This window comes from Mesorhizobium wenxiniae (assembly GCF_002284535.1).
Lineage (GTDB): Bacteria > Pseudomonadota > Alphaproteobacteria > Rhizobiales > Rhizobiaceae > Mesorhizobium > Mesorhizobium wenxiniae.
On record NZ_NPKH01000020.1, the window covers coordinates 615438 to 633483 of the forward strand.

Annotated in this window: 15 protein-coding genes; 3 read left to right on the forward strand and 12 right to left on the reverse strand. The window is 61.6% G+C overall.

The annotated features are described in order from the left end of the window. Nucleotides 1-86: 86 nt before the first annotated feature. The 10 genes from CIT31_RS13250 to CIT31_RS35865 all read right to left on the reverse strand — a co-directional run bounded on the left by CIT31_RS13250 (nt 87) and on the right by CIT31_RS35865 (nt 9101). Entirely contained in the window at nt 87-2627 is a 2541-nt protein-coding gene (locus CIT31_RS13250) for an NAD-dependent epimerase/dehydratase family protein (RefSeq protein ID WP_095518939.1), read from the reverse strand. A gap of 143 nt (nt 2628-2770) precedes the next feature. Further along, a complete protein-coding gene (locus CIT31_RS13255; protein ID WP_133116144.1) occupies nt 2771-3001 on the reverse strand; it encodes a hypothetical protein in 231 nt (76 codons plus the stop codon). 330 nt (nt 3002-3331) lie between these two features. Beyond that, a complete protein-coding gene (locus CIT31_RS13260) occupies nt 3332-3886 on the reverse strand; it encodes a DUF488 domain-containing protein (RefSeq protein ID WP_095518941.1) in 555 nt (184 codons plus the stop codon). A gap of 1048 nt (nt 3887-4934) precedes the next feature. Next, complete coding sequence (locus CIT31_RS13270; RefSeq protein WP_095518942.1) at nt 4935-5474, reverse strand: GreA/GreB family elongation factor; 540 nt, start codon at nt 5472-5474, stop codon at nt 4935-4937. 146 nt (nt 5475-5620) lie between these two features. Beyond that, nucleotides 5621-6070, reverse strand: a complete 450-nt coding sequence (gene rnk, locus CIT31_RS13275; RefSeq protein WP_029350268.1) for a nucleoside diphosphate kinase regulator — start codon at nt 6068-6070, stop codon at nt 5621-5623. Nucleotides 6071-6670: 600 nt separating this feature from the next. Then, nucleotides 6671-6868: a universal stress protein gene (locus tag CIT31_RS13280; protein ID WP_095518943.1), complete on the reverse strand. Its 198-nt coding sequence runs from the start codon at nt 6866-6868 to the stop codon at nt 6671-6673. Then, nucleotides 6865-7188: a hypothetical protein gene (locus CIT31_RS13285; protein ID WP_133116145.1), complete on the reverse strand. Its 324-nt coding sequence runs from the start codon at nt 7186-7188 to the stop codon at nt 6865-6867. Before CIT31_RS13285 ends, CIT31_RS13280 begins: the two co-directional genes overlap by 4 nt. Before the next feature lie 322 nt (nt 7189-7510). Further along, on the reverse strand, nt 7511-7987 hold the full coding sequence (locus CIT31_RS13290) for a hypothetical protein (protein ID WP_095518945.1): 477 nt from the start codon (nt 7985-7987) through the stop codon (nt 7511-7513). A gap of 319 nt (nt 7988-8306) precedes the next feature. Continuing rightward, nucleotides 8307-8465: a hypothetical protein gene (locus CIT31_RS34185; RefSeq protein WP_165778430.1), complete on the reverse strand. Its 159-nt coding sequence runs from the start codon at nt 8463-8465 to the stop codon at nt 8307-8309. Between the two features lie 444 nt (nt 8466-8909). After that, nucleotides 8910-9101 carry an NUDIX hydrolase gene (locus CIT31_RS35865; RefSeq protein ID WP_342586923.1) on the reverse strand — a complete coding sequence of 64 codons (192 nt, stop codon included), beginning with the start codon at nt 9099-9101 and terminating at the stop codon, nt 8910-8912. Nucleotides 9102-9393: 292 nt separating this feature from the next. Here CIT31_RS35865 and CIT31_RS13300 point away from each other — a divergent pair, with 292 nt between their 5' ends. The 3 genes from CIT31_RS13300 to CIT31_RS13310 are packed head-to-tail and all read left to right on the forward strand — an operon-like array spanning nt 9394 to nt 13780. After that, the gene (locus CIT31_RS13300) at nt 9394-10419 is read left to right on the forward strand and encodes an ABC transporter substrate-binding protein (RefSeq protein ID WP_095518946.1); all 1026 of its coding nucleotides are present in this window, start codon (nt 9394-9396) and stop codon (nt 10417-10419) included. Nucleotides 10420-10421: 2 nt separating this feature from the next. Then, nucleotides 10422-12704, forward strand: a complete 2283-nt coding sequence (locus CIT31_RS13305) for an ABC transporter permease (protein ID WP_095518947.1) — start codon at nt 10422-10424, stop codon at nt 12702-12704. After that, nucleotides 12704-13780 carry an ABC transporter ATP-binding protein gene (locus CIT31_RS13310; RefSeq protein ID WP_095519365.1) on the forward strand — a complete coding sequence of 359 codons (1077 nt, stop codon included), beginning with the start codon at nt 12704-12706 and terminating at the stop codon, nt 13778-13780. The genes CIT31_RS13305 and CIT31_RS13310 overlap by 1 nt, the downstream gene beginning before the upstream one ends. Here the strand turns inward: CIT31_RS13310 and CIT31_RS13315 are convergent. Together CIT31_RS13315 and fdhF are read right to left on the reverse strand one after the other, a co-directional pair. Next, nucleotides 13770-14564 (reverse strand): inositol monophosphatase family protein, encoded by a 795-nt coding sequence (locus tag CIT31_RS13315; RefSeq protein ID WP_206073358.1) that lies wholly within the window; start codon nt 14562-14564, stop codon nt 13770-13772. The genes CIT31_RS13310 and CIT31_RS13315 overlap by 11 nt on opposite strands. A 691-nt stretch (nt 14565-15255) precedes the next feature. Further along, nucleotides 15256-18045 carry a formate dehydrogenase subunit alpha gene (fdhF, locus tag CIT31_RS13325; RefSeq protein ID WP_095518949.1) on the reverse strand — a complete coding sequence of 930 codons (2790 nt, stop codon included), beginning with the start codon at nt 18043-18045 and terminating at the stop codon, nt 15256-15258. Between the last annotated feature and the right edge of the window lies 1 nt (nt 18046).

The window sequence follows — 18046 nt, forward strand, 5'->3', positions numbered from 1 at the left end:
GGTTGGTTCGCATAGGCATTCCAGCCCCACCTCATATTCTCCACCTTCGAACAGGGCTGGCTCGTTCCTCCTCGGCCGTGTTCGAGTCAGATGATCGCTCGGTCCCAGCCGCCGTAGTGCTCTTCGCTGCGGGTTCCTCGGGGCAAGCTCAGGCCTGTCAGCGCCACGCCGATGATCACGGCTGCCGCCGTCCCAATCGGTGTGCCGCCCTCGAACACGAACGGTGATGCTGCGACGGCGAGACCAAACGGCACATTGAGGAAGCGAACGGGCCGCGCCACCTCGGCCATCGCTGTCACCGCGACCATGATGATGAGGCAGCCAAGAACGTGATCGCTGAAATAGAGCGGCGGCTCGGTGCCGAATATTGGCGGCGTCGCCAACAGCAGAATGCCGAGAGCCACGCTCGCCGCCAGCGTCCAGGGGTAGTTGACTCCGCCAATGACGAAATCGCGCAGAAGTCTTGTCGCCGGACGGTCGAGGTCTGGAGCCGGCGTCTGGTTCTCCGATAGCGCCGGTCCGCCTTTCCAGAAAGTGCGCCAGAACGGCTCGCCCGCCTTCGTGGCGCGCCACAGATACTGGACGGTCGCCAGCACCTCGTCGATCGAATAGGGGATGAGGGCCACCGTCACCGCCGCCTGAACGATACACAGCGTGCACAGCGCCCCGATCAGAAGCGGCTGGATGATGATAAAGAAGACGCTGGTCACTCCGAGCGGGATGATGAGCAGGCCGAACAGGAACACCATCCACGGCATAGTGCGCCAGCGCCTGCGGTCGCCGATCGCGCCGGCCAGGATGTCCAAGGCATAGGCGAAGGCACCGAAGCCGGCGTCGGCGATGGGGAAGCCCTTCGAGACCCAGGAGGTGACCACCGCCTCGCTGCCGTTGGCGACCGGCGCGTCGCCCGAACCGAAGAACGGATCCCATAGCCCGTCGATGTGTCCCATCTGGTAGGCCGCTAGATAGCGCGAGACGAACAGGCCGACGAAGGCGAGCGCCACGATTGGAATGCGCTGGGTGAAGGACGATGGCGAATAGCTCCAGCCCATCGGCCGGTCGTCGTCTGCGGCGAGCGCGCGACGGCTGATTCCGGGTATCGGCGGGATCATCACCGCGAAGGCGACGATCAGCATGCCGATCAGCGTGTCGATGCCGTAGGCGGCGGCGCTGGTGGTCCAGAAGACGAGCGGCGCGAGCATGATCCACACGCCGACCGCGGCGGTGACCCACTGCACCCAGTTCCAGCGGCGATACATGCCCAGCAGCGCGAAAATGGCGACCAGCAGACCCGATACAATCTCGCTCACCCCGAGGCGCAGGTTGCGAATATTGGCCTCATCAATCTCGTGTCCGAGTGCCGGCGGCGGCGCGACGCTCACGGGATCGAACAGTCCAAGAATCATCGGCGACGAAATCAGCCACAGGCCGAGCACGGCGTTCGTCAACGGTGCCCAGAGCGTCCGATAGCGGTGTTGCTCCAGGCCCGCGTCCACCTCCGCCTCGTTGCGCTCCAGCGGGCCCGCTATCCGCCGCCTCGCCTGCACGAGCTCCGGCCCGGATGCCGCCACCGCGGCCGGGTGCAGCTTGTTCTTCTCGTACCAGTCGGTCGGGTCTGCCTTAAGCCGGCGTATCATCTCCGCCAGCGTTTCCCCGAGGCCGTGGCGCGGCTGCCAGCCGAGGAGCCGCCGAGCGCGCGAGGCGTCTATCTCGTAATGGTCGTCGGAGTTCTCGATCATCCACGGCTGGATGTCGGTGTCCTCGTCCAGCACCTCAGTCTGGAACCATGATCCGGCCTTGGTCAAACCCTTAGGCAGTGACAGCGTTCGCCATTCCTCGTCGTGAACGAGCCGTCCGATACGCTTCTGCATCTCCTCATAGGAGAGCGTCTCCTCCTCGCCGACTAGGAGCACCGTCTCATCGGGAAGCTCTGCGCGGCGGTCTACGGTTCGGACCACTGCATCGACGAGATCGTCCCGGTGCAGATAAGGCTGGCCGCTTTCGAGATCGCCCGTGAAGAGATAGGCCGTCGGCCGCCGTTCGAAGATGCGTGCGATCTGCTGCGCGATGAAGGCGGCGCGGCAATCCTCGTCATAGACGCCGGCGAGCCTGAGGATGACGGTCTTGATGTTGCCGCGCTCGCGGGCGATCAGAGCCTCGGTCTCCGCCTTCGATTTTGGGTAGGCCCATGTCGGATCGAGTGCCGACTCCTCGTCGATTCTCACTCCCTTTTCCGGGCTGGGTGCGTGGACGAGCAAGGTGCTGGAGAAGACGAACTGCTCGGTTTCCAGCGCCTTCAGGGCGGAAAGCAGCCGGCGCGTTCCCTGTACCGTGACCGCTTCGTACTTCGGATTGTCTTGGCCCGTCGTGTCGTAATAAGCAGCGAGGTGAATGACGGAGGCGATGCGCCCGTTGCCGCGTTGGCGCACCTCTTCGACCGCCTTCGTGACGCTGTCGTCCGAGGTGAGATCGACGGGGATTGTCTCCGTTTCTTTCGCTGCTTGCCTCGCGTTGAGCAGATCGAAGCCGATGACCCGGTATCGTCTCTTCAATCGATTGGTGATCGCTTGGCCCAGAAAGCCGCTGGACCCCGTGATCAGGACGAAGGGGAGACTTTCATTTATCATAATCTTGCCCCGTCGGGTGCTGCGGGTGGCTATCTATCTCGGCTCGCCCCCGCGCAATGCGACAACGATCACGGGGCGCCGCCGGCCGGGACCACGGTTTCGAATCCCATCTGCCGTTCCCTTCACACGAGGAAATCGCCCGTTCAACGTGTCTGAGGGCCTTCTGTCACACCGTTGTCAATCGCCCCGCCTCTTTGCGTAAGGCCATAGTGGATCGATTGAAAGACAATCTTGCCGTTCTCGATCACGAAGCTGTCGGCGCCCTCGACCGCGTCAAAGCGCGTGGATTTCGCAGACCAGACCAACAGCGCATACCGCCCGCTCACCTGCTTTGCGGCAACGTGGAACCGCGCCTCCGGCAACTGCCGCCACAACCGGTCCGCCGACCTCCGTAGAGCGTTATGACCCTCGCATCGGAGTTGACCGTCAGGAGAAGCACATCTTCCGAGTAGTTTCGTCGAAGATCCTCGGCTGCAGCGCGAACCAAGCCTAAAGATGATGGCAAAAGTATCTTTCTCACGCTCGGAAAGTATACGTTGGGATTCAATGGCCCATGTGGTGGTACTCATAGCCCTGAAATGGGGCGACCAACATAAACGTCAAATGAATGTTATTGCGCTTTGAATGCAATTTAGTCGCACACCGAGCGGGGCTGGAAAGCGGCTAAAGCGCTCGGCCATTGCGCTGCGATGCCGTGGCTGCGCTCAGCTCATCCGCATTGACCAGGGGTATGATGGATAGATCACCAACTCGTCTTCACGGATGACCGCCCCGGAGGTGAGAACGGCCCTTTCGGCTCGGCCTCCATCCATCAGGTGACAGACGTCCTCTCCGCGCGCAAGAAGGTGGTCCGAAACGATGCGTCGATGGCATCGCCACCATACCGCCTCGGAGCACATCATGGCGCACCTCCGTGCCCTCCCGAAATCGATCAGGATCGCGAGCCCCTTCTGGAACTCTTGCGAGAGGGCGTAGTCGGCATAGTTGTGAAAGCTGCTGTTCCGCCATGCGCCGTTCAACTCGGGCGCCACGGAGTTCGTCTTTCCTCTACGTCCGCCGAGAAGCGGGAGGTGTTCATAGGCGATCTGGAACTCGGCTAGCGATCGGGAGAGTCGATCCTGGTCGAACTGGGGGTTGGTTCGCGAACCTGGGGATCTACGCACATCCGCCACGATGCCGATTTCAGCAACACGAAGGATCTCTAGAAACTCATGGAGGCTTCGGTTCGAATGTCCGACCGAAAAGAATGGGTTGGCCATCAACTCCCTCCCGACCTTTGACCTTCCACATTACGCTGGAGCCGAAGGCTATGTTCCCGCGAGCGGCATCCTCGATTGGGTTACCTCAGTGAGATGCCCTCGAGACATGATGGACCGGCCAATCCATCCATCCGGTGGCTCTCGAAGCGTCAGGTACCCTCTCGACTTGGTAGGAAGTCTGCGAGTCGCTCCCGTCTCTCTTCCTCGAAGGTTTGCATCCAGGCGTGCGCCTCGGCAGCCGTCCGGGATTGCCGGAGTAGGTTCGGAAGCCCATCGCGCCGCAAGTGGCGCCAGACTCCGCGCAGGGCGGGTACGAATCCTCTCGAATCCGGCGTCGGCCACAGCAGAGCAAATAGCAGATCGACCGAAGCGTCGCCCGGCGTGCCGAATGCAACCGGCCGCTGCAGTGTTGCCAACACAGCCACGGGAGGTTCCTTGAGACTGGGCGACACTCTACTGCTCTTTAAGCTATCGGCGCCGATCCGCAAACGACGCGGAAGTTTCTCGTCCCGTGAAACTGGCGCGGCGCGCAATACCGCCTGTCGCTGCGGGGCCTACCGCAACGACCTCGATCCATGGCGGCTCTGCAATGTCACTGCCGATCATGGGCATTCGGTCTCCCGTCGACAGTCCGAGCAAGGTGATCCCGAGAGGCGTGGCCACTGATATCTCAGCGGGAGGCCACATTCTGTCATCCGGATGGATCAGGAGCCCGCGTCCTGCCTTGTAGGAGCCTACCGTCCTGTAAGTGACGAAGCGGTCGAGCGAAACTGTGTCTGCCGAGATTGCCTCAGGATCGTGCAATTCCGCACGCTGGAGTTCCTGCAGGATCGGTGCTGCCAGGGGGTGGGACTGTTCCAGGAAGGACTGGGCAATCGCCTGCAGACGATTTCGGTCGCCTGCAGATATGACGACAGGGGGCAAGTCCGGATATGAGAGCATTCCAGCCTCCAACTGACAAATATCCACTCCTCCCCGATGGTGTCCTTTTGGATGCCGGCATTCGCTTTCAAAAGAACCGGCCTCCACCCTCGCTTGTGCACCGGCCTCATGCAGCCGAGGGTCCCGGGTCGTCGAAATCGTCTGACCCGGCGGGCACGAGGCGCGGCTCGTTGTAGAGCGCGCCGCGAACCAGCTTCAGCGATGGCTTGCGCTGCGCGGGAGCGGAAGAGCTCGACAAGGCTTCCCTCTCGCGCCGTGCGGCTTCCGGCTGATAGTGCACCTTCTCCAGCACGACACGCTCTTCCCGCCCTTCGTGGTCTGTCAGGAAGAAGTCCTCGCCCTCGGCAAGTCCAAGGAGGGCGAGCCCCCTCGGCGTGGTGATCGGCAGGAACAGGCCGGCTGACCCGTTCATCCGGTCGTGCGAGAGAATACGCGTATCGGGTTCGCGCCCGTCAACCCTGAACGCAACGCGGCTGCTGAGCGTCGCGACGTTGACGCGAACGTCATCGCGGAAAACCACCAGGGCGCTCTCGATCTTTCTCTTCAGGATCGGCGCCAGCGGATCGTCCCGGCCGAGGCAGCGTTCGCGCATGACCTCGAGGATGGTCAAATCCTTGGTGGTGAGAATACAGGTTTCTGTTGGCATCGCAGTTCTCCATCGCTCCGCCCCGGGAGCGGTTGCATTTAAACGGAATGGAGAATCCCCTGGCCGCGCACGGCGGCACAGGGGCTACGACCCTGCGATGAGACAGCCTCCGAAGAGCGAAAGGCGGCAAGGGGCCAGGACTTGTATCACGGCGCCGTCCTCAGTTCGGCGGGCGCAACAGGACTTGGGATTGTACCCGGTGCCTCCACCGTCTCGACTGTCAGACGGTGGATCCGGCCATCACGCGCAGTCCAGTCGATCGACTGTCCCGCGGAAAGGCCGATAAGCGCCGCGCCGATCGGTGTGAGGATCGAGATCTTGCCCGCGGCGATGTCGGCCTCGCCCGGAAATACCAGTGTCGCGCGCCGGTCTTCTCCCAGGTCGCTGGTGAAGCGAAGGGTGGACCCCATGCGAACGACATCGGCCGGGATGCGTGCGTCTTCGACCACGCGCGCGCGTTCCAACTCTGCCATGAGTACGTCCGCGACATCGGGGGCCCTCATCGCATAGGATTCCGCCAGCAGCCACAGCCGCTCGCGGTCGGAGCGCGTCATTGTAATCGCCGGCTTGCGCTGTCTCTTACTCTCGGGAGCCATCTAGGCCTCCTACTGGTTTCATGCTGCTGCCGGGCACGGCGTGCCCGCAGCCTGATCGTTGTCTTGGATTATGTCGCTCTGCGGCTAATCCCTGCGTCAGGGAAAGTGGCCTATGCCCCGCGACCAGGGCGCGACGCGACCTGGCCGGGGGTCAGGTGCCCGCGATGGGGCACACCCGCGTAAGGAGAAAAGTAAGGCGGTCGGTCAACATGTTATGAACGTGGGATGGCAATGACGAAAAGTCAAGCTCGGCACCAAGCTGGACTATGTCGACGCCCGCTCTCTTATGGGGATGGTCTCGCCACACGCAAGTTGCGGTCCAAGCAATGTAAGCAGCCAACATGGCTGCCCTCCCCGCGAGCTGACGCCAGCCGACATCGAATTTGCCACGCGAGCAATCAGCTCGCTGGACCCCAGGCCTGCAGCCGTCACAAACTTTCATGCGACTAGCTCCGTCCTATTGGTCGGCACCGTCCGTCGACCGGCGGCCAGTTTGCGTGCATCGGCCGCGGAGGTTCAGGCGTTAACGCCTGCGGGGGGACCGTCCGCAGTACCGAGATGCCAGGGCGAGAAGCTGAAGCGTCGCGACGCAGTCGAGTGTCAACGCGCACGGCTCGGCACGACGAGTACATCGCAGGGTACATCATTCAGAATGCGCGAGGCTGCGCTACCCAAAAGGGCATGCATCAAGCCGCTTCGTCCGTGCGTGCCTGCGATGACGAGATCGGTATCGGCTTCATTCGTCAGTACCTCGAGTCCGGTCACCGGGTCCCCATGCCGGACAATGACCTCAGTCATAGACACAGCATCCGCGCCTGCCACGCCCTGACGAAAGCCCGGCACTTCTCGACCGCGCTTTCCTCGAACTGCGTGTCGTAAGCTGCCTTGACGTCCACCAGACCGCGATAGGGCGGGTCGAACGCGTGAAACAGCTCAAGACGCCGAAACCCAAACCATCGCAACCCCACCATCAACGCCGGCTTCGACGAGTCCGACAGGTCGGTCGGCACGGCTGCTCGACCCTCCGTCTCCAGCACCCTCTTCTTCACGACCAGGAGTGGTACCGGCGACGTCCGCGCAAGAGCGTTGACCGTGCTGCCGATCAGTACATGAGCCAAGGGGCCGGTCCCGGCTATTCCGGTCTTCGGGCCTTGGCCCTTTTGATCAGATCAGCGCTCACACGACCCGCAATCCTACCATCCTTACCAAGGCGAAGGCCGGATTGCTGTCGGTCCGTTCAACAAAACGCGATTTTAGACAACATAGCAGCCGATGGGTTATTTCAACCAGCGGATGGCGGCTTAACGGCATTCTGTCCGAGCACGCACGCGTAGCGGCACAAGAATGCGACATCCTCCCAAATCGAACTGCCTTGAGATGAGTACACATTGTTGATTACAGCCTCTATCGCGCACTCGTGCAGATTCGGGCTGGTGCCTCCTAACAGCCTTCCGCCTTCAGCGAACGTACCATGCGGACTACAATCGGATCGTAGGGGATCTTCTCGTTGCGGCTATAATTGATGGTGAACAGGGCGGCGCGGTCCCAGCAGACTCTGATGGCCCGCACATACCGGATTTGGCCGTCTTTAACACCGGAGTAGCTGGCCCATTCCGGCGTCACCCGACGATAGGTCAATTGCCAGCCGTTCTGCTCGTCCTCGACCATGCGATGCTCGATCTCGGTCCGAAAACTCGCCTTACCGAGCCGCGCGCCCCAGACAGTAAGAAACGCGTCGTTTTTGCCCTCAAACGCTGCTCCCTCATTCGAACGCTGCGTCAGCACAAACCCGGGTGGAACATCGAACGCGAAGCCGAAGTGCCTGAAGCCAATGGGCAGCCATGTCTGAGCATGGAGCAACGCGGTGGGGATCATGATGAAGGTTAGAATGAGCGGGAAACGTGTGACTTGTCTCATTAGCGTGGCCTCGATTATGGCCGGTAGCCCGCGCCAATCTTCAGGCGCGGGCCGGCCGGCCTCTGGCGGAGAGCCAGCCATCCGCGGCTACTTGCCGGTGGCCGGCGGACTAAGTTTCAAACCGGATTGACCGATCTTCGTTCCATGACGATCTTGGAATATTAGCCGTATCTTCAGCAGTTGATCGCAACTCCGATCAAGGCCTGGAGCTCGACGTGTGCTTGCAGCCGGGCTCTAAGCCGTCGCAGTCAAGGCACGCAGTTCGACCTCACCAGCAACGTACCGTATTTCGCCCAAAGGTGCTCGCACTGCTGTGTTCTCAAAGCTTGGAAATCATGGCGGAGCGAACGTCCAACATCGACGCGTTCGCGACAATCTGAATTTGCTGCCCTAATTGGCGGTGATCGATCGCAGCTTCTTTCTTGTTCACCGTGTCAAACACGCCAAGGATCCGCGCTTCGTCATTGCGTGAGGCCAACTCTGAAATCATCGGGGACCTGAGCCAAATCCGACCCATTGGCGACCATTCCCCGTGAGGTCCCTTGCCAAGCAGCGGCGCGTCGCGACAGCGACGGCATCAGTAGTCGCTGCGGCCCGCGGCCACCGCGGAGATACTCTGCACCCGCAAGACGACGCCAGGATTGTCGGAAAATGGGCCCGTGCTCTGCGCCATCTTCCGACGTTAGCGTAAATCGCGGCAGGGTTGGCCAGATGCGGTATTCGCTGGACTTTGCCGATAGATGTAGCTGACCGCTGGTTCGGGGCACAGGAGCCTGAGCCATCGATCTCACGAGACTGACCAGTTGGGGTCCATCGATCAGGGCCGCAGCGTCGGCTGGCGGGAGCCAGGCGCGTTGCCGCTGGGAACCCTCATTCCAGTCAGGCTGCACATCGACGACCGATAGCAGGTAAACCTTGACGGTTACCCGCACGAAGTGACCGGAAAGGCGCTTCCAATAGGCGTAGACGCCAGTGGCTCCTTCAATGCCTCGCCAACAACGCCGGCCTCTTCCCATGCTTCGGCGACTGCTGTCTTCCTTCCGCTTATGCCATTCATCGGCCAGCCTTTCGGCACGATGAAGCGGTTGGTCGTCTTGGAGGTGATCAGCATCACCTCTACGTGCCGTGGCAGTCAACCCGGAACGGAACTGCCGCAACCTGCCTGATCGGTTTACCCTTCTTCGCCCCGCGGACGATCCGCTTTTCCTTCACCATCAAATCGTGAATCTCATTGAGGACGCGCCTGACGTAACATCGACGGTCCATTGCGGGAGGACCTATGGGCAGCCCTGTTCCGGCCGCTACCGACTCGATTTGCAAATCGGCAGAAAAGCTCCCAATCTGGTTGTCGCCGCAGCATAGCTTGATGCTTGTTAGACGGCGAAACAATGGGAGGAAATTCGCACATGAACAAGACCTATGTCCGTCTGGCGGCAACCGCTGTAATGCTCGTCTCTGCCGCCACCTCGGCTTACGCCGACAGCCTCACCCTCTATTGCGCCGCCGAGGAGGCCTGGTGCCAGCAGATCAAGACTACCTTCGAGGAAAAGACTGGCATCACCGTCGACATGACCCGCAAGAGCTCCGGCGAGACATACGCCCAGTTGCGCGCCGAAGCCGGAAACCCGAAGGGCGACGTCTGGTGGGGCGGAACCGGCGATCCTCATCTCCAGGCCGCCGAAGAAGGACTGACTGTGGAATATACGTCCCCAATGCGGGGCGAACTGCACGACTGGGCGATCAAGCAGGCGCAAGCCGCCAACAACAAGACGATCGGCGTCTACTCCGGTGCGCTCGGCTTCGGTTACAACAAGGATCTGTTGGCCAAGAGCAATCTGCCGGAGCCGAAATGCTGGGCCGATCTGACCAAGCCGGAATACAAGGGCCACATCCAGATGGCCAACCCAAACTCATCGGGCACCGCCTATACGATGCTCGCCACGATAGTTCAGCTCATGGGGGAGGAAAAGGGTTTTGAATACCTGAAGGCCCTCCACGCCAACATCAACCAGTACACCAAGTCGGGCTCCGCTCCGATTAAGGCCGCGGGTCTTGGCGAAACGACCATCGGCATCGTTTTCATGCATGACGCGGTGACGCAGACGGCAGCCGGCTTCCCGATCGTCACGGTGGCGCCGTGCGAAGGCACCGGCTATGAAATCGGCTCGATGTCGCTGATCAAGGGCGCCCGCAACCCGGAAGCAGCAAGGCAGTTCTACGACTGGGCGCTGACCGCCGAGATGCAGTCGAAGGCGAAGGACGTGAAGTCGTTCCAGTTGCCCTCGAATAAGAACGCCACCGCGTCCGACCTGTCGCCCGACCTGTCGACCATCAAGCTCATCGACTACGACTTCAAGAAGTATGGATCGAGCGCCGAGCGCAAGCGCCTGCTGCAGAAGTGGGATACGGAGGTCTCGACCCTGCCGCAGTAATCATGCGCGTCCGCACTGCCACGAGCGCGCTTCACCCGACCGTCGTCCTGTGGACGGCGGTCGGATTGGTCGGCTATGCGCTGCTGCCTTGGTATGGGCTGGAAAGCAACTTCTTCACCTTGTCCTGGCTGTTGGACGGCTATCCGCATGACGATGACGTCGCGCCGGCGCTTTTCCTTGTGCTGCAAGGCGAGAAACTCTGGCTTGCACCCCTCGGGCCGCTGCTTCTCGCGCCGCTCCTGCTATGGGGGCGCAGGAAGTCCGACCCTTTCTTTGGGAATTTGCTAATCGTCGTCGGCGCGACCGGCGTCGCCTACTTCCTGCTTCAAGGTTTCGGCATTGGTCTGCGCGGTTTCCAGTGGCAATGGCTGACCTGGCTCGTTGGCGAGCTCGACGACCGCCAGTTCGGCATGGGCTGGGGAGCACTGCTCGTAAGCGGCGCGTTCCTGTTCCTGTTCACCCTAGGGCTTGCGGCGCGCGGCGCGGTGGCCGGCGACGAGTTCGTCGTCGGCTCGATCGGCTTCGTCGTCGCCGTGGTCACCATCTTCATCTTCATGCCGATCGGTCAAATGCTGGGGAGCGCACTGCTCACACAAGAGGGCGACTATTCGCTTCCCATCTTTCTCGCAAAACTCTCCAGCGACCGGCTCTGGAATCTCGGCTGCCTTTTCGGCGGTCCGCGCTGCGGCGTCGCCTGGAATTCGCTGTTTCTCGCCATTCTGGTCGGCGTGATGACCACCGCACTCGGCTTGGTCTTTGCCCTGGTAGTGACGCGTACTGGCTTTCGCTACGGCGCGCTGTTGCGCGCGCTGACCGTGCTGCCGATCATCACACCACCTTTCGTCATCGGCCTCGCCATCATTCTTCTGTTCGGCCTCTCGGGCGCCATCAACCTGGGTTTCGCCGAGCTAATCGGCGTCCGTCCGACGCGATGGATCTATGGACTGCCTGGCCTGCTCATGGCCCAGGTGCTCGCCTTCACGCCGATCGCTTTTCTGGTGATGATCGGAGTGGTCGAGGGCGTCAGCCCCTCCCTGGAGGAGGCCGCCCAGACCCTGCGCGCCAATCGCTGGCAGACCTTCATCACCGTGTCTCTACCTTTGATGCGGCCGGGTCTAGCCAACGCCTTTCTGCTCGGCTTTATCGAGAGCATGGCTGACTTCGGCAATCCGCTGGTGCTCGGCGGCAATTTTGACGTTCTGTCCACCGAGATCTTCTTCGCCATTGTCGGCGCACAATACGACCAGGCGCAGGCGGCGATCCTCGCCCTCGTACTCCTGTTCTTTACCCTTGGGGCTTTCTACGCCCAGCGATTCTGGCTCGGCAAAAAGTCCTACACGACCGTTTCCGGCAAAGGCGACGCCGGCGTCCACCCGCTTCTGCCGGCAACATTCCGCAACCTCGTCGTCGCGGTAGCCGCTGTCTGGACGCTTTTTACCTTGCTGATTTATGCGACGATCTTCTACGGCAGCTTCGTCAAGCTGTGGGGCGTCGATTTCTCTCTGACCTTTGAACACTACGTGAAGGCGTTCTCCATCGGGTGGAACGAGTTCGGCGTCCACTGGCGCGGCTCGGCCTGGAGTTCGTTCTGGACGACCATGGAAATAGCTTTGATCTCCGCGCCGCTGACCGCGGCCATCGGACTCTTGACCGCCTATTTGCTGGTCCGCCAGAATTTTGCCGGCAAAGACGCTTTCGAATTCGCAACGATGCTGTCCTTCGCCATTCCCGGCACTGTGATCGGCGTGTCCTATGTGATCGCGTTCAACGTGCCGCCGATCGAGCTCACCGGCACCGGCATTATCCTGGTGCTCTCCTTCATCTTCCGCAACATGCCGGTCGGGGTTCGCGCGGGTGTCGCGTCGATGTCGCAGATCGACCGCAGCCTTGACGAGTCCTCCCTGACTCTCGGCGCTAACTCCTGGCAAACCTTCCGCAAGGTGGTGATGCCGCTCCTGCGGCCGGCCATCCTTGCCGCGCTGGTTTATTCCTTCGTTCGCGCAATGACCGCCATCAGCGCCATTATCTTTCTGGTCAGCGCCCAGTACGACATGTCGACCAGCTACATCGTCGGCCGCGTCGAGAATAACGAATACGGCATCGCCATCGCTTATTCCGCCGTCCTGATCGGTGTCATGCTAGCGGTGATCGGCCTGATGCAGCTTGCTGTTGGCAGCCGCATGATCGGCCGGCGCGGTCTCGACGGCGATCTGGCGCAGTCGCGCACCAATGTCAGCCAGTCAGTGGTGGCGCGTCCACAGCCGGCGATCTCGGGAGGCGGATGATGGCCGAAATTCGCAGCAACGCCGCCTCAGTCGAATTCAGGAACGTCACCAAGATCTACGGCAAGAGCAAGGCGCCCGCCGTCAATGGCGTCTCGCTGTTCATCGAGGCCGGGAAGCTGGTCACCCTCCTTGGACCGTCGGGCTGCGGCAAAACGACCACCTTGCGCATGATCGCTGGACTGGAAATGGTAACGGGCGGCCAGATCCTGATCGGGGGCGCCGACGTCACCCGTTTGCCGGCTACCGATCGTGATGTGTCCATGGTGTTTCAATCTTACGCGCTTTTCCCGCACATGACCGTGACCCAGAACGTCGAATACGGCCTGGGCTTTTCCGGCTTCGGGAGGAAGGAGACGGCCGAGAGGGCCAGAGCAGGGCTTGAGCTGGTCGGACTCTCCAACTTCGGCGACCGCCTGCCGAGCCAGCTTTCGGGTGGACAGCAACAGCGAGTGGCGGTAGCGCGGGCGCTGGTTCTGGAGCCGCAGGTGCTGCTCTTCGACGAGCCTTTGTCGAACCTGGATGCCAAGCTGCGCCGGCGCGTGCGCGAGGAGATCCGCGAGATTCAGCAGAAACTCGGCCTGACGGTCGTCTATGTCACCCACGACCAGGAGGAAGCGCTCGCCGTCTCCGATCGCATCATTGTCATGAACAATGCGGTGATTGCTCAGGACGGCACGCCACGCGAGCTCTACGAGCAGCCCGCAAATGCTTTCGTGGCCGACTTCATCGGCGAAGCCAACATGTTCCAATGCGAGGTGGTGTCGGTCGAGGGCGACAGCGCCACCGTGCAGCTGGGATCCGCTGTCCTGAAGCTGCCGGCTCGCGGCCGCAAACCGGGGCCAGCCAAGCTGGCGGCGAGACCGAGCCGCCTCGAGATTGGTGAACCGAATGCTCCCGGCACTTTGCCCGGCACACTTGAAAAAGTGACCTATGTCGGCAGCCACCTCGAATTCGTAGTCGCCACGCAATTCGGCGAAGTCTTTGTGATCTCGCCGGATGTCGACACGGCATTTCGAGCGGGGCAGCCGGTAAGCATCGGCTTTCCCGAACGCGGGCCCGTGCTGATCACAGACTGAACGCCTCTTTGCAAAGCGCGTGGACCTTGTCGAATACGCCCTTACCGCCCGCGATGACCAGTGTTCCTTCCTCCAGGACCGTTTTCGGATCGGGCGGGACGACCAATCCGCCGGCCTCTTCGACCAGAAGCATGCCTGCGAGGCAGTCCCAAGCGTTCATATGCTCCTCGACATAGGCGAGCAGCCTGCCCGACGCGACGTAGGCAAGCATAAGCGCGCCGGATGCATTGCGGAAAAAGACGCCGCCCTCCTGAAGCAGGAGATCGATCAGTTTGGCGACGGCACGAGCTTCACGCCGATTTGAGAAGCCGGTTCCGACCGAGCCTTGCATCAGACTCGTCGTCGGACTTGTCTTTATGGGCCGCTTGTTGAGGAAAGCTCCGCCGCCGCGTCGTCCATAAAAAGTCTCGCCGGTAGACGGTTCATGGATAACGCCCACGACCGTCACCCCCTCCTTGACGCAGGCGATGACGACGGTCCAGGCTGGGATGCCGCGCAGGAAATTGGCAGTGCCGTCGATCGGATCTATCACCCAGGTGTAACCCGATCCGCCCGCTAGTGCGGCGTGTTCCTCTCCGATAACGCCGTCTTCCGGGTACTGAGTCGCAAGCTCCTGGCGGATAAACGTCTCGACATTCCGGTCGGCCTCGGAAACCAGGTCCTGATGACCCTTGCTCTCGATTGTGAGCGTCTCCAGTTGTCGGAAATATTGCAGGCCGAGCTCGCCGCCGCGCCGCGCCAACGCAGTCGCAAACAGCATCCGATCGTTATTGCCACCGGCCATGGGCACTCGCTCTTTGTTGATTCCACCTCTTGTCAAAGCAGATGTCATCGCCTTCCGCTGATCAGGATCATTCACGCAGGTAATTGTGTCATTGTTTCTGCTTCCGTTCGTTCGTCAGCCGTTTGTATTGATCGCCGATTTTCGGGGGGAAGCTTGAGTTTAACCCTCGGCGATCGGCCGCCACTCGTGGATGACCTCGTATCCCGGCCACTCGAAAGTGAAGAAATGTCCAGGGAACGGTTGATGCCGACTGCGCGAAATCGGCGCATCCAGTAGCTCGCATAGCAAGAGCGTGCCGACACCGCCGTGCGACGAAAGCAATATCGCCGTCGGATGGGTCCCAAAGAAGCGAAACCCGGCCCGTACTTTGAGTTCCTGGGCATCGCACGGTCCCATCCGCGGACACTCTCATGTGGATTAGCGAAGCAGGAGTAAGCGACTCGTTCGAAATCGGCGGGTGGAAGGAAGCCTGTTGCGGAGCGGTCATTCTCGCCAAGGTGCTCATCCACTTGGACGGGCTGCGGCCAGCAGGCCAGCCGCTTCAATTGCCTCGGCCTCAGAGCTCGACCAGATGGACGTTAGGCCGGACAGCACCGCACCGTTCGGAGACGCTTGCGAAGCGAACGCGGGCTGCGGGCCGACGAATGGCACGCCCAGCCCTCTGGGTCGTGTAGATGGCGTGATATCGGTTTCATTCGGCAGCTTCGGCCTTCGCCGCCGGCGCAATTCGTGCGGCGCAGTATTTGAACTCCGGAATCTTGCCGTAGGGGTCCAGCATCGGGTTGGTGAGCATGTTGGCCGGACTTTCGTTGAAGCAGAACGGCATGAACACCATGCCGTCGGCGACTTCCCGATCGGCGCGGAGGATGGCGTCGACCGTGCCGCGCCGCGTCTCGACCGCAATCATCTCCCCTTGGCGTAGGCCGTGCCGTTTGATCTCATAAGGGTTCATCGCGGCGATCCCGTGTGGCTCGATCGCGTCCAGCACGCCCGCCCGGCGCGTCATGGCGCCGGTGTGCCAATGCTCGAGCAGGCGGCCGGTGGTGAGCACCAGTGGAAACTCTTCATCGGGCACCTCATCGGGCGGTAGCAAATCGGCCGGCACGATGCGGCCGCGTCCGTCCGCGGTCGGGAATCCGGACGAGAAGATGATCTCGTTGCCAGGCTTGTCGGGGCCGTCGGCCGGATAGACAACCGATCCCTCGCGTTCGACGCGATCCCAGGAGATGTGTTTGAGCGAAGGCATGACGCTGGCCATCTCGGCATAGACATCCGAGACATGGCCGTAATTCCAGTCCAGACCCACGCGCCTCGCCAGTTCGACGATCAGTTCCCAGTCCTGACGCGCTTGGCCTGGCAGTTCGAGCGCTGGACGCCCAATCTGCACCTGCCGGTTGGTGTTGGTGTATGTGCCGAGCTTTTCGGCATGTGCCGAGGCCGGCAGCACCACATCTGCATGCCAAGCGGTCTCGGTCAGGAAGATGTCCTGCACCACGAGATGGTCGAGCATGGCCAGTGCTTGCCGGGCATGGGTTTGGTCCGGATCGGACATGGCCGGGTTCTCGCCCATTATGTACATGCCCTTGATTTCGCCTTCATGGATGGCGTCGATGATTTCGACGACCGTCAGGCCCCGTTTGGGGTCCAGCGTCTGGCCCCAAAAGTTCTCGTAGGCGCCGCGGATGTCGATGTTCTCGACCGATTTATAGTCGGGGAAATACATCGGGATGAGCCCGGCATCGGATGCGCCCTGCACGTTGTTCTGGCCGCGCAGCGGGTGCAGGCCGGTTCCCGGCCGGCCGACATGTCCGGTGATCAGCGCCAGAGCGATCAGGCAGCGCGCATTATCGGTCCCGTGTGTGTGCTGGGAAATGCCCATGCCCCAAAAGATGATCGACCGCTCGGCGGTCGCGTAGGTGCGGGCGACGTCGCGCAGCACGCTCGCCTCGACACCGCAGACCTCGGCCATCGCTTCGGGCGAAAAATCCTTCACCTTGGCCTTCAGCGCCTCGAATCCGGAAGCGTTGGCCTGGATATACTGCTCGTCGTAGAGCTTTTCCTCAACGATGACGTGGATCAGCGCGTTCAGCATGGCGACGTCGCTGCCAGCCTTGAACCGCAGCGAATGCGACGCATGGCGCATCAGGTCCTGGCCGCGCGGGTCCATGACGATCAGCTTGGCGCCGCGCTTGGCCGCCTGCTTGAAATAGGTCGCGGCGACCGGATGGTTGGTGGTCGGCCGCGCGCCGATGACGATGATGCATTCGGCCTTCAGCGCGTCGTTGAAGGGCGCCGAAACTGCTCCCGAACCGACGCCTTCCATGAGTGCTGCCACCGACGATGCGTGGCACAACCGCGTGCAATGATCGACATTGTTGGTGCCGAAGCCTTGGCGCACCAGCTTCTGGAACAGATAAGCCTCTTCATTGGAGCCTTTCGCCGAGCCGAAGCCGGCCAGCGCCTGCCCGCCATGATCCTTGAGAATGCGCTTCAGCCCGCCGGCGGCACGCGCGAGCGCCTCTTCCCAGGTAGCCTCGCGAAACACGGTCAGCGGATCGACGCCGCGCATGTCCAAATCGCCCGATTTCGGGGCGTCGTCGCGGCGGATAAGCGGCTTCGTCAGCCGTTCAGGCGACATGGCATAATCGAAGCCGAAACGCCCCTTGACGCAGAGCCGGTTCTCGTTGGCATAGCCGTTACGGCCATCGACCTGGACGATCTTGTTGTTCTTGACGGCAACGCTGGTCTGGCAGCCGACGCCACAGAACGGGCACAGCGTGTCGATGACCTTGTCGAATTCCTGGATGACGCGGGTCTTACCTGTCTTGTCCATCAGCGACTTTTCGTAGAGCGCGCCGGTCGGGCAGGCCTGAACGCATTCACCGCAGGTGACACAAGTCGACAGGCCCATCGGATCGTGCATGTCGAAGACGGGAAGCGAGTGATTGCCGCGTTCGGCCATGCCGATCACATCGTTGACCTGGACCTCGCGGCAGGCCCGCACACAGGCGCCGCAAGTGATGCAGGAATCGAGATTGACGGCAATGGCGGGATTCGTGATGTCGAATTCCGGCCGAACATCGTCGCTGGCAAATTTTGAGCTATAGCGATCGCCCGAAATCCCCATCGAACCAGCCCACTGCCAGAACATCGACTGCTGATCCGGACCGTCGGCCGCCGGCCGCATATTGCTGGCGAGAAGCTCGAACACCATCTCGCGCGATTTCCTGGCCCGTTCGGTATCCGTCGTCACCACCATTCCGGCGGAAGGTTTGCGGATGCAGGAGGCGGCGAGCACCCGCTCGCCCTCGACATCGACCATGCACGCGCGGCAATTGCCGTCTGGCCGATAGCCCGGCATGTCAACATGGCACAGATGCGGGATCCTGGTGCCTTCGCGCTTCGCAACGTCCCAAATGGTCTCGTCGTCAGCAGCTGTGACCGTTTTACCGTCGAGGGTGAATATGACGCCATCTGCCATT

What these genes read in the sequence shown, in the direction of transcription:
- CIT31_RS13250 (WP_095518939.1), bottom strand. Translation starts at nt 2,627, where the DNA reads ATGATAAATGAAAGTCTCCCCTTCGTCCTGATCACGGGGTCCAGCGGC.
- CIT31_RS13260 (WP_095518941.1), bottom strand. Translation starts at nt 3,886, where the DNA reads ATGGCCAACCCATTCTTTTCGGTCGGACATTCGAACCGAAGCCTCCAT.
- CIT31_RS13270 (WP_095518942.1), bottom strand. Translation starts at nt 5,474, where the DNA reads ATGCCAACAGAAACCTGTATTCTCACCACCAAGGATTTGACCATCCTC.
- rnk (WP_029350268.1), bottom strand. Translation starts at nt 6,070, where the DNA reads ATGGCTCCCGAGAGTAAGAGACAGCGCAAGCCGGCGATTACAATGACG.
- CIT31_RS13280 (WP_095518943.1), bottom strand. Translation starts at nt 6,868, where the DNA reads ATGACTGAGGTCATTGTCCGGCATGGGGACCCGGTGACCGGACTCGAG.
- CIT31_RS13290 (WP_095518945.1), bottom strand. Translation starts at nt 7,987, where the DNA reads ATGAGACAAGTCACACGTTTCCCGCTCATTCTAACCTTCATCATGATC.
- CIT31_RS13300 (WP_095518946.1), top strand. Translation starts at nt 9,394, where the DNA reads ATGAACAAGACCTATGTCCGTCTGGCGGCAACCGCTGTAATGCTCGTC.
- CIT31_RS13305 (WP_095518947.1), top strand. Translation starts at nt 10,422, where the DNA reads ATGCGCGTCCGCACTGCCACGAGCGCGCTTCACCCGACCGTCGTCCTG.
- CIT31_RS13310 (WP_095519365.1), top strand. Translation starts at nt 12,704, where the DNA reads ATGGCCGAAATTCGCAGCAACGCCGCCTCAGTCGAATTCAGGAACGTC.
- CIT31_RS13315 (WP_206073358.1), bottom strand. Translation starts at nt 14,564, where the DNA reads ATGGCCGGTGGCAATAACGATCGGATGCTGTTTGCGACTGCGTTGGCG.
- fdhF (WP_095518949.1), bottom strand. Translation starts at nt 18,045, where the DNA reads ATGGCAGATGGCGTCATATTCACCCTCGACGGTAAAACGGTCACAGCT.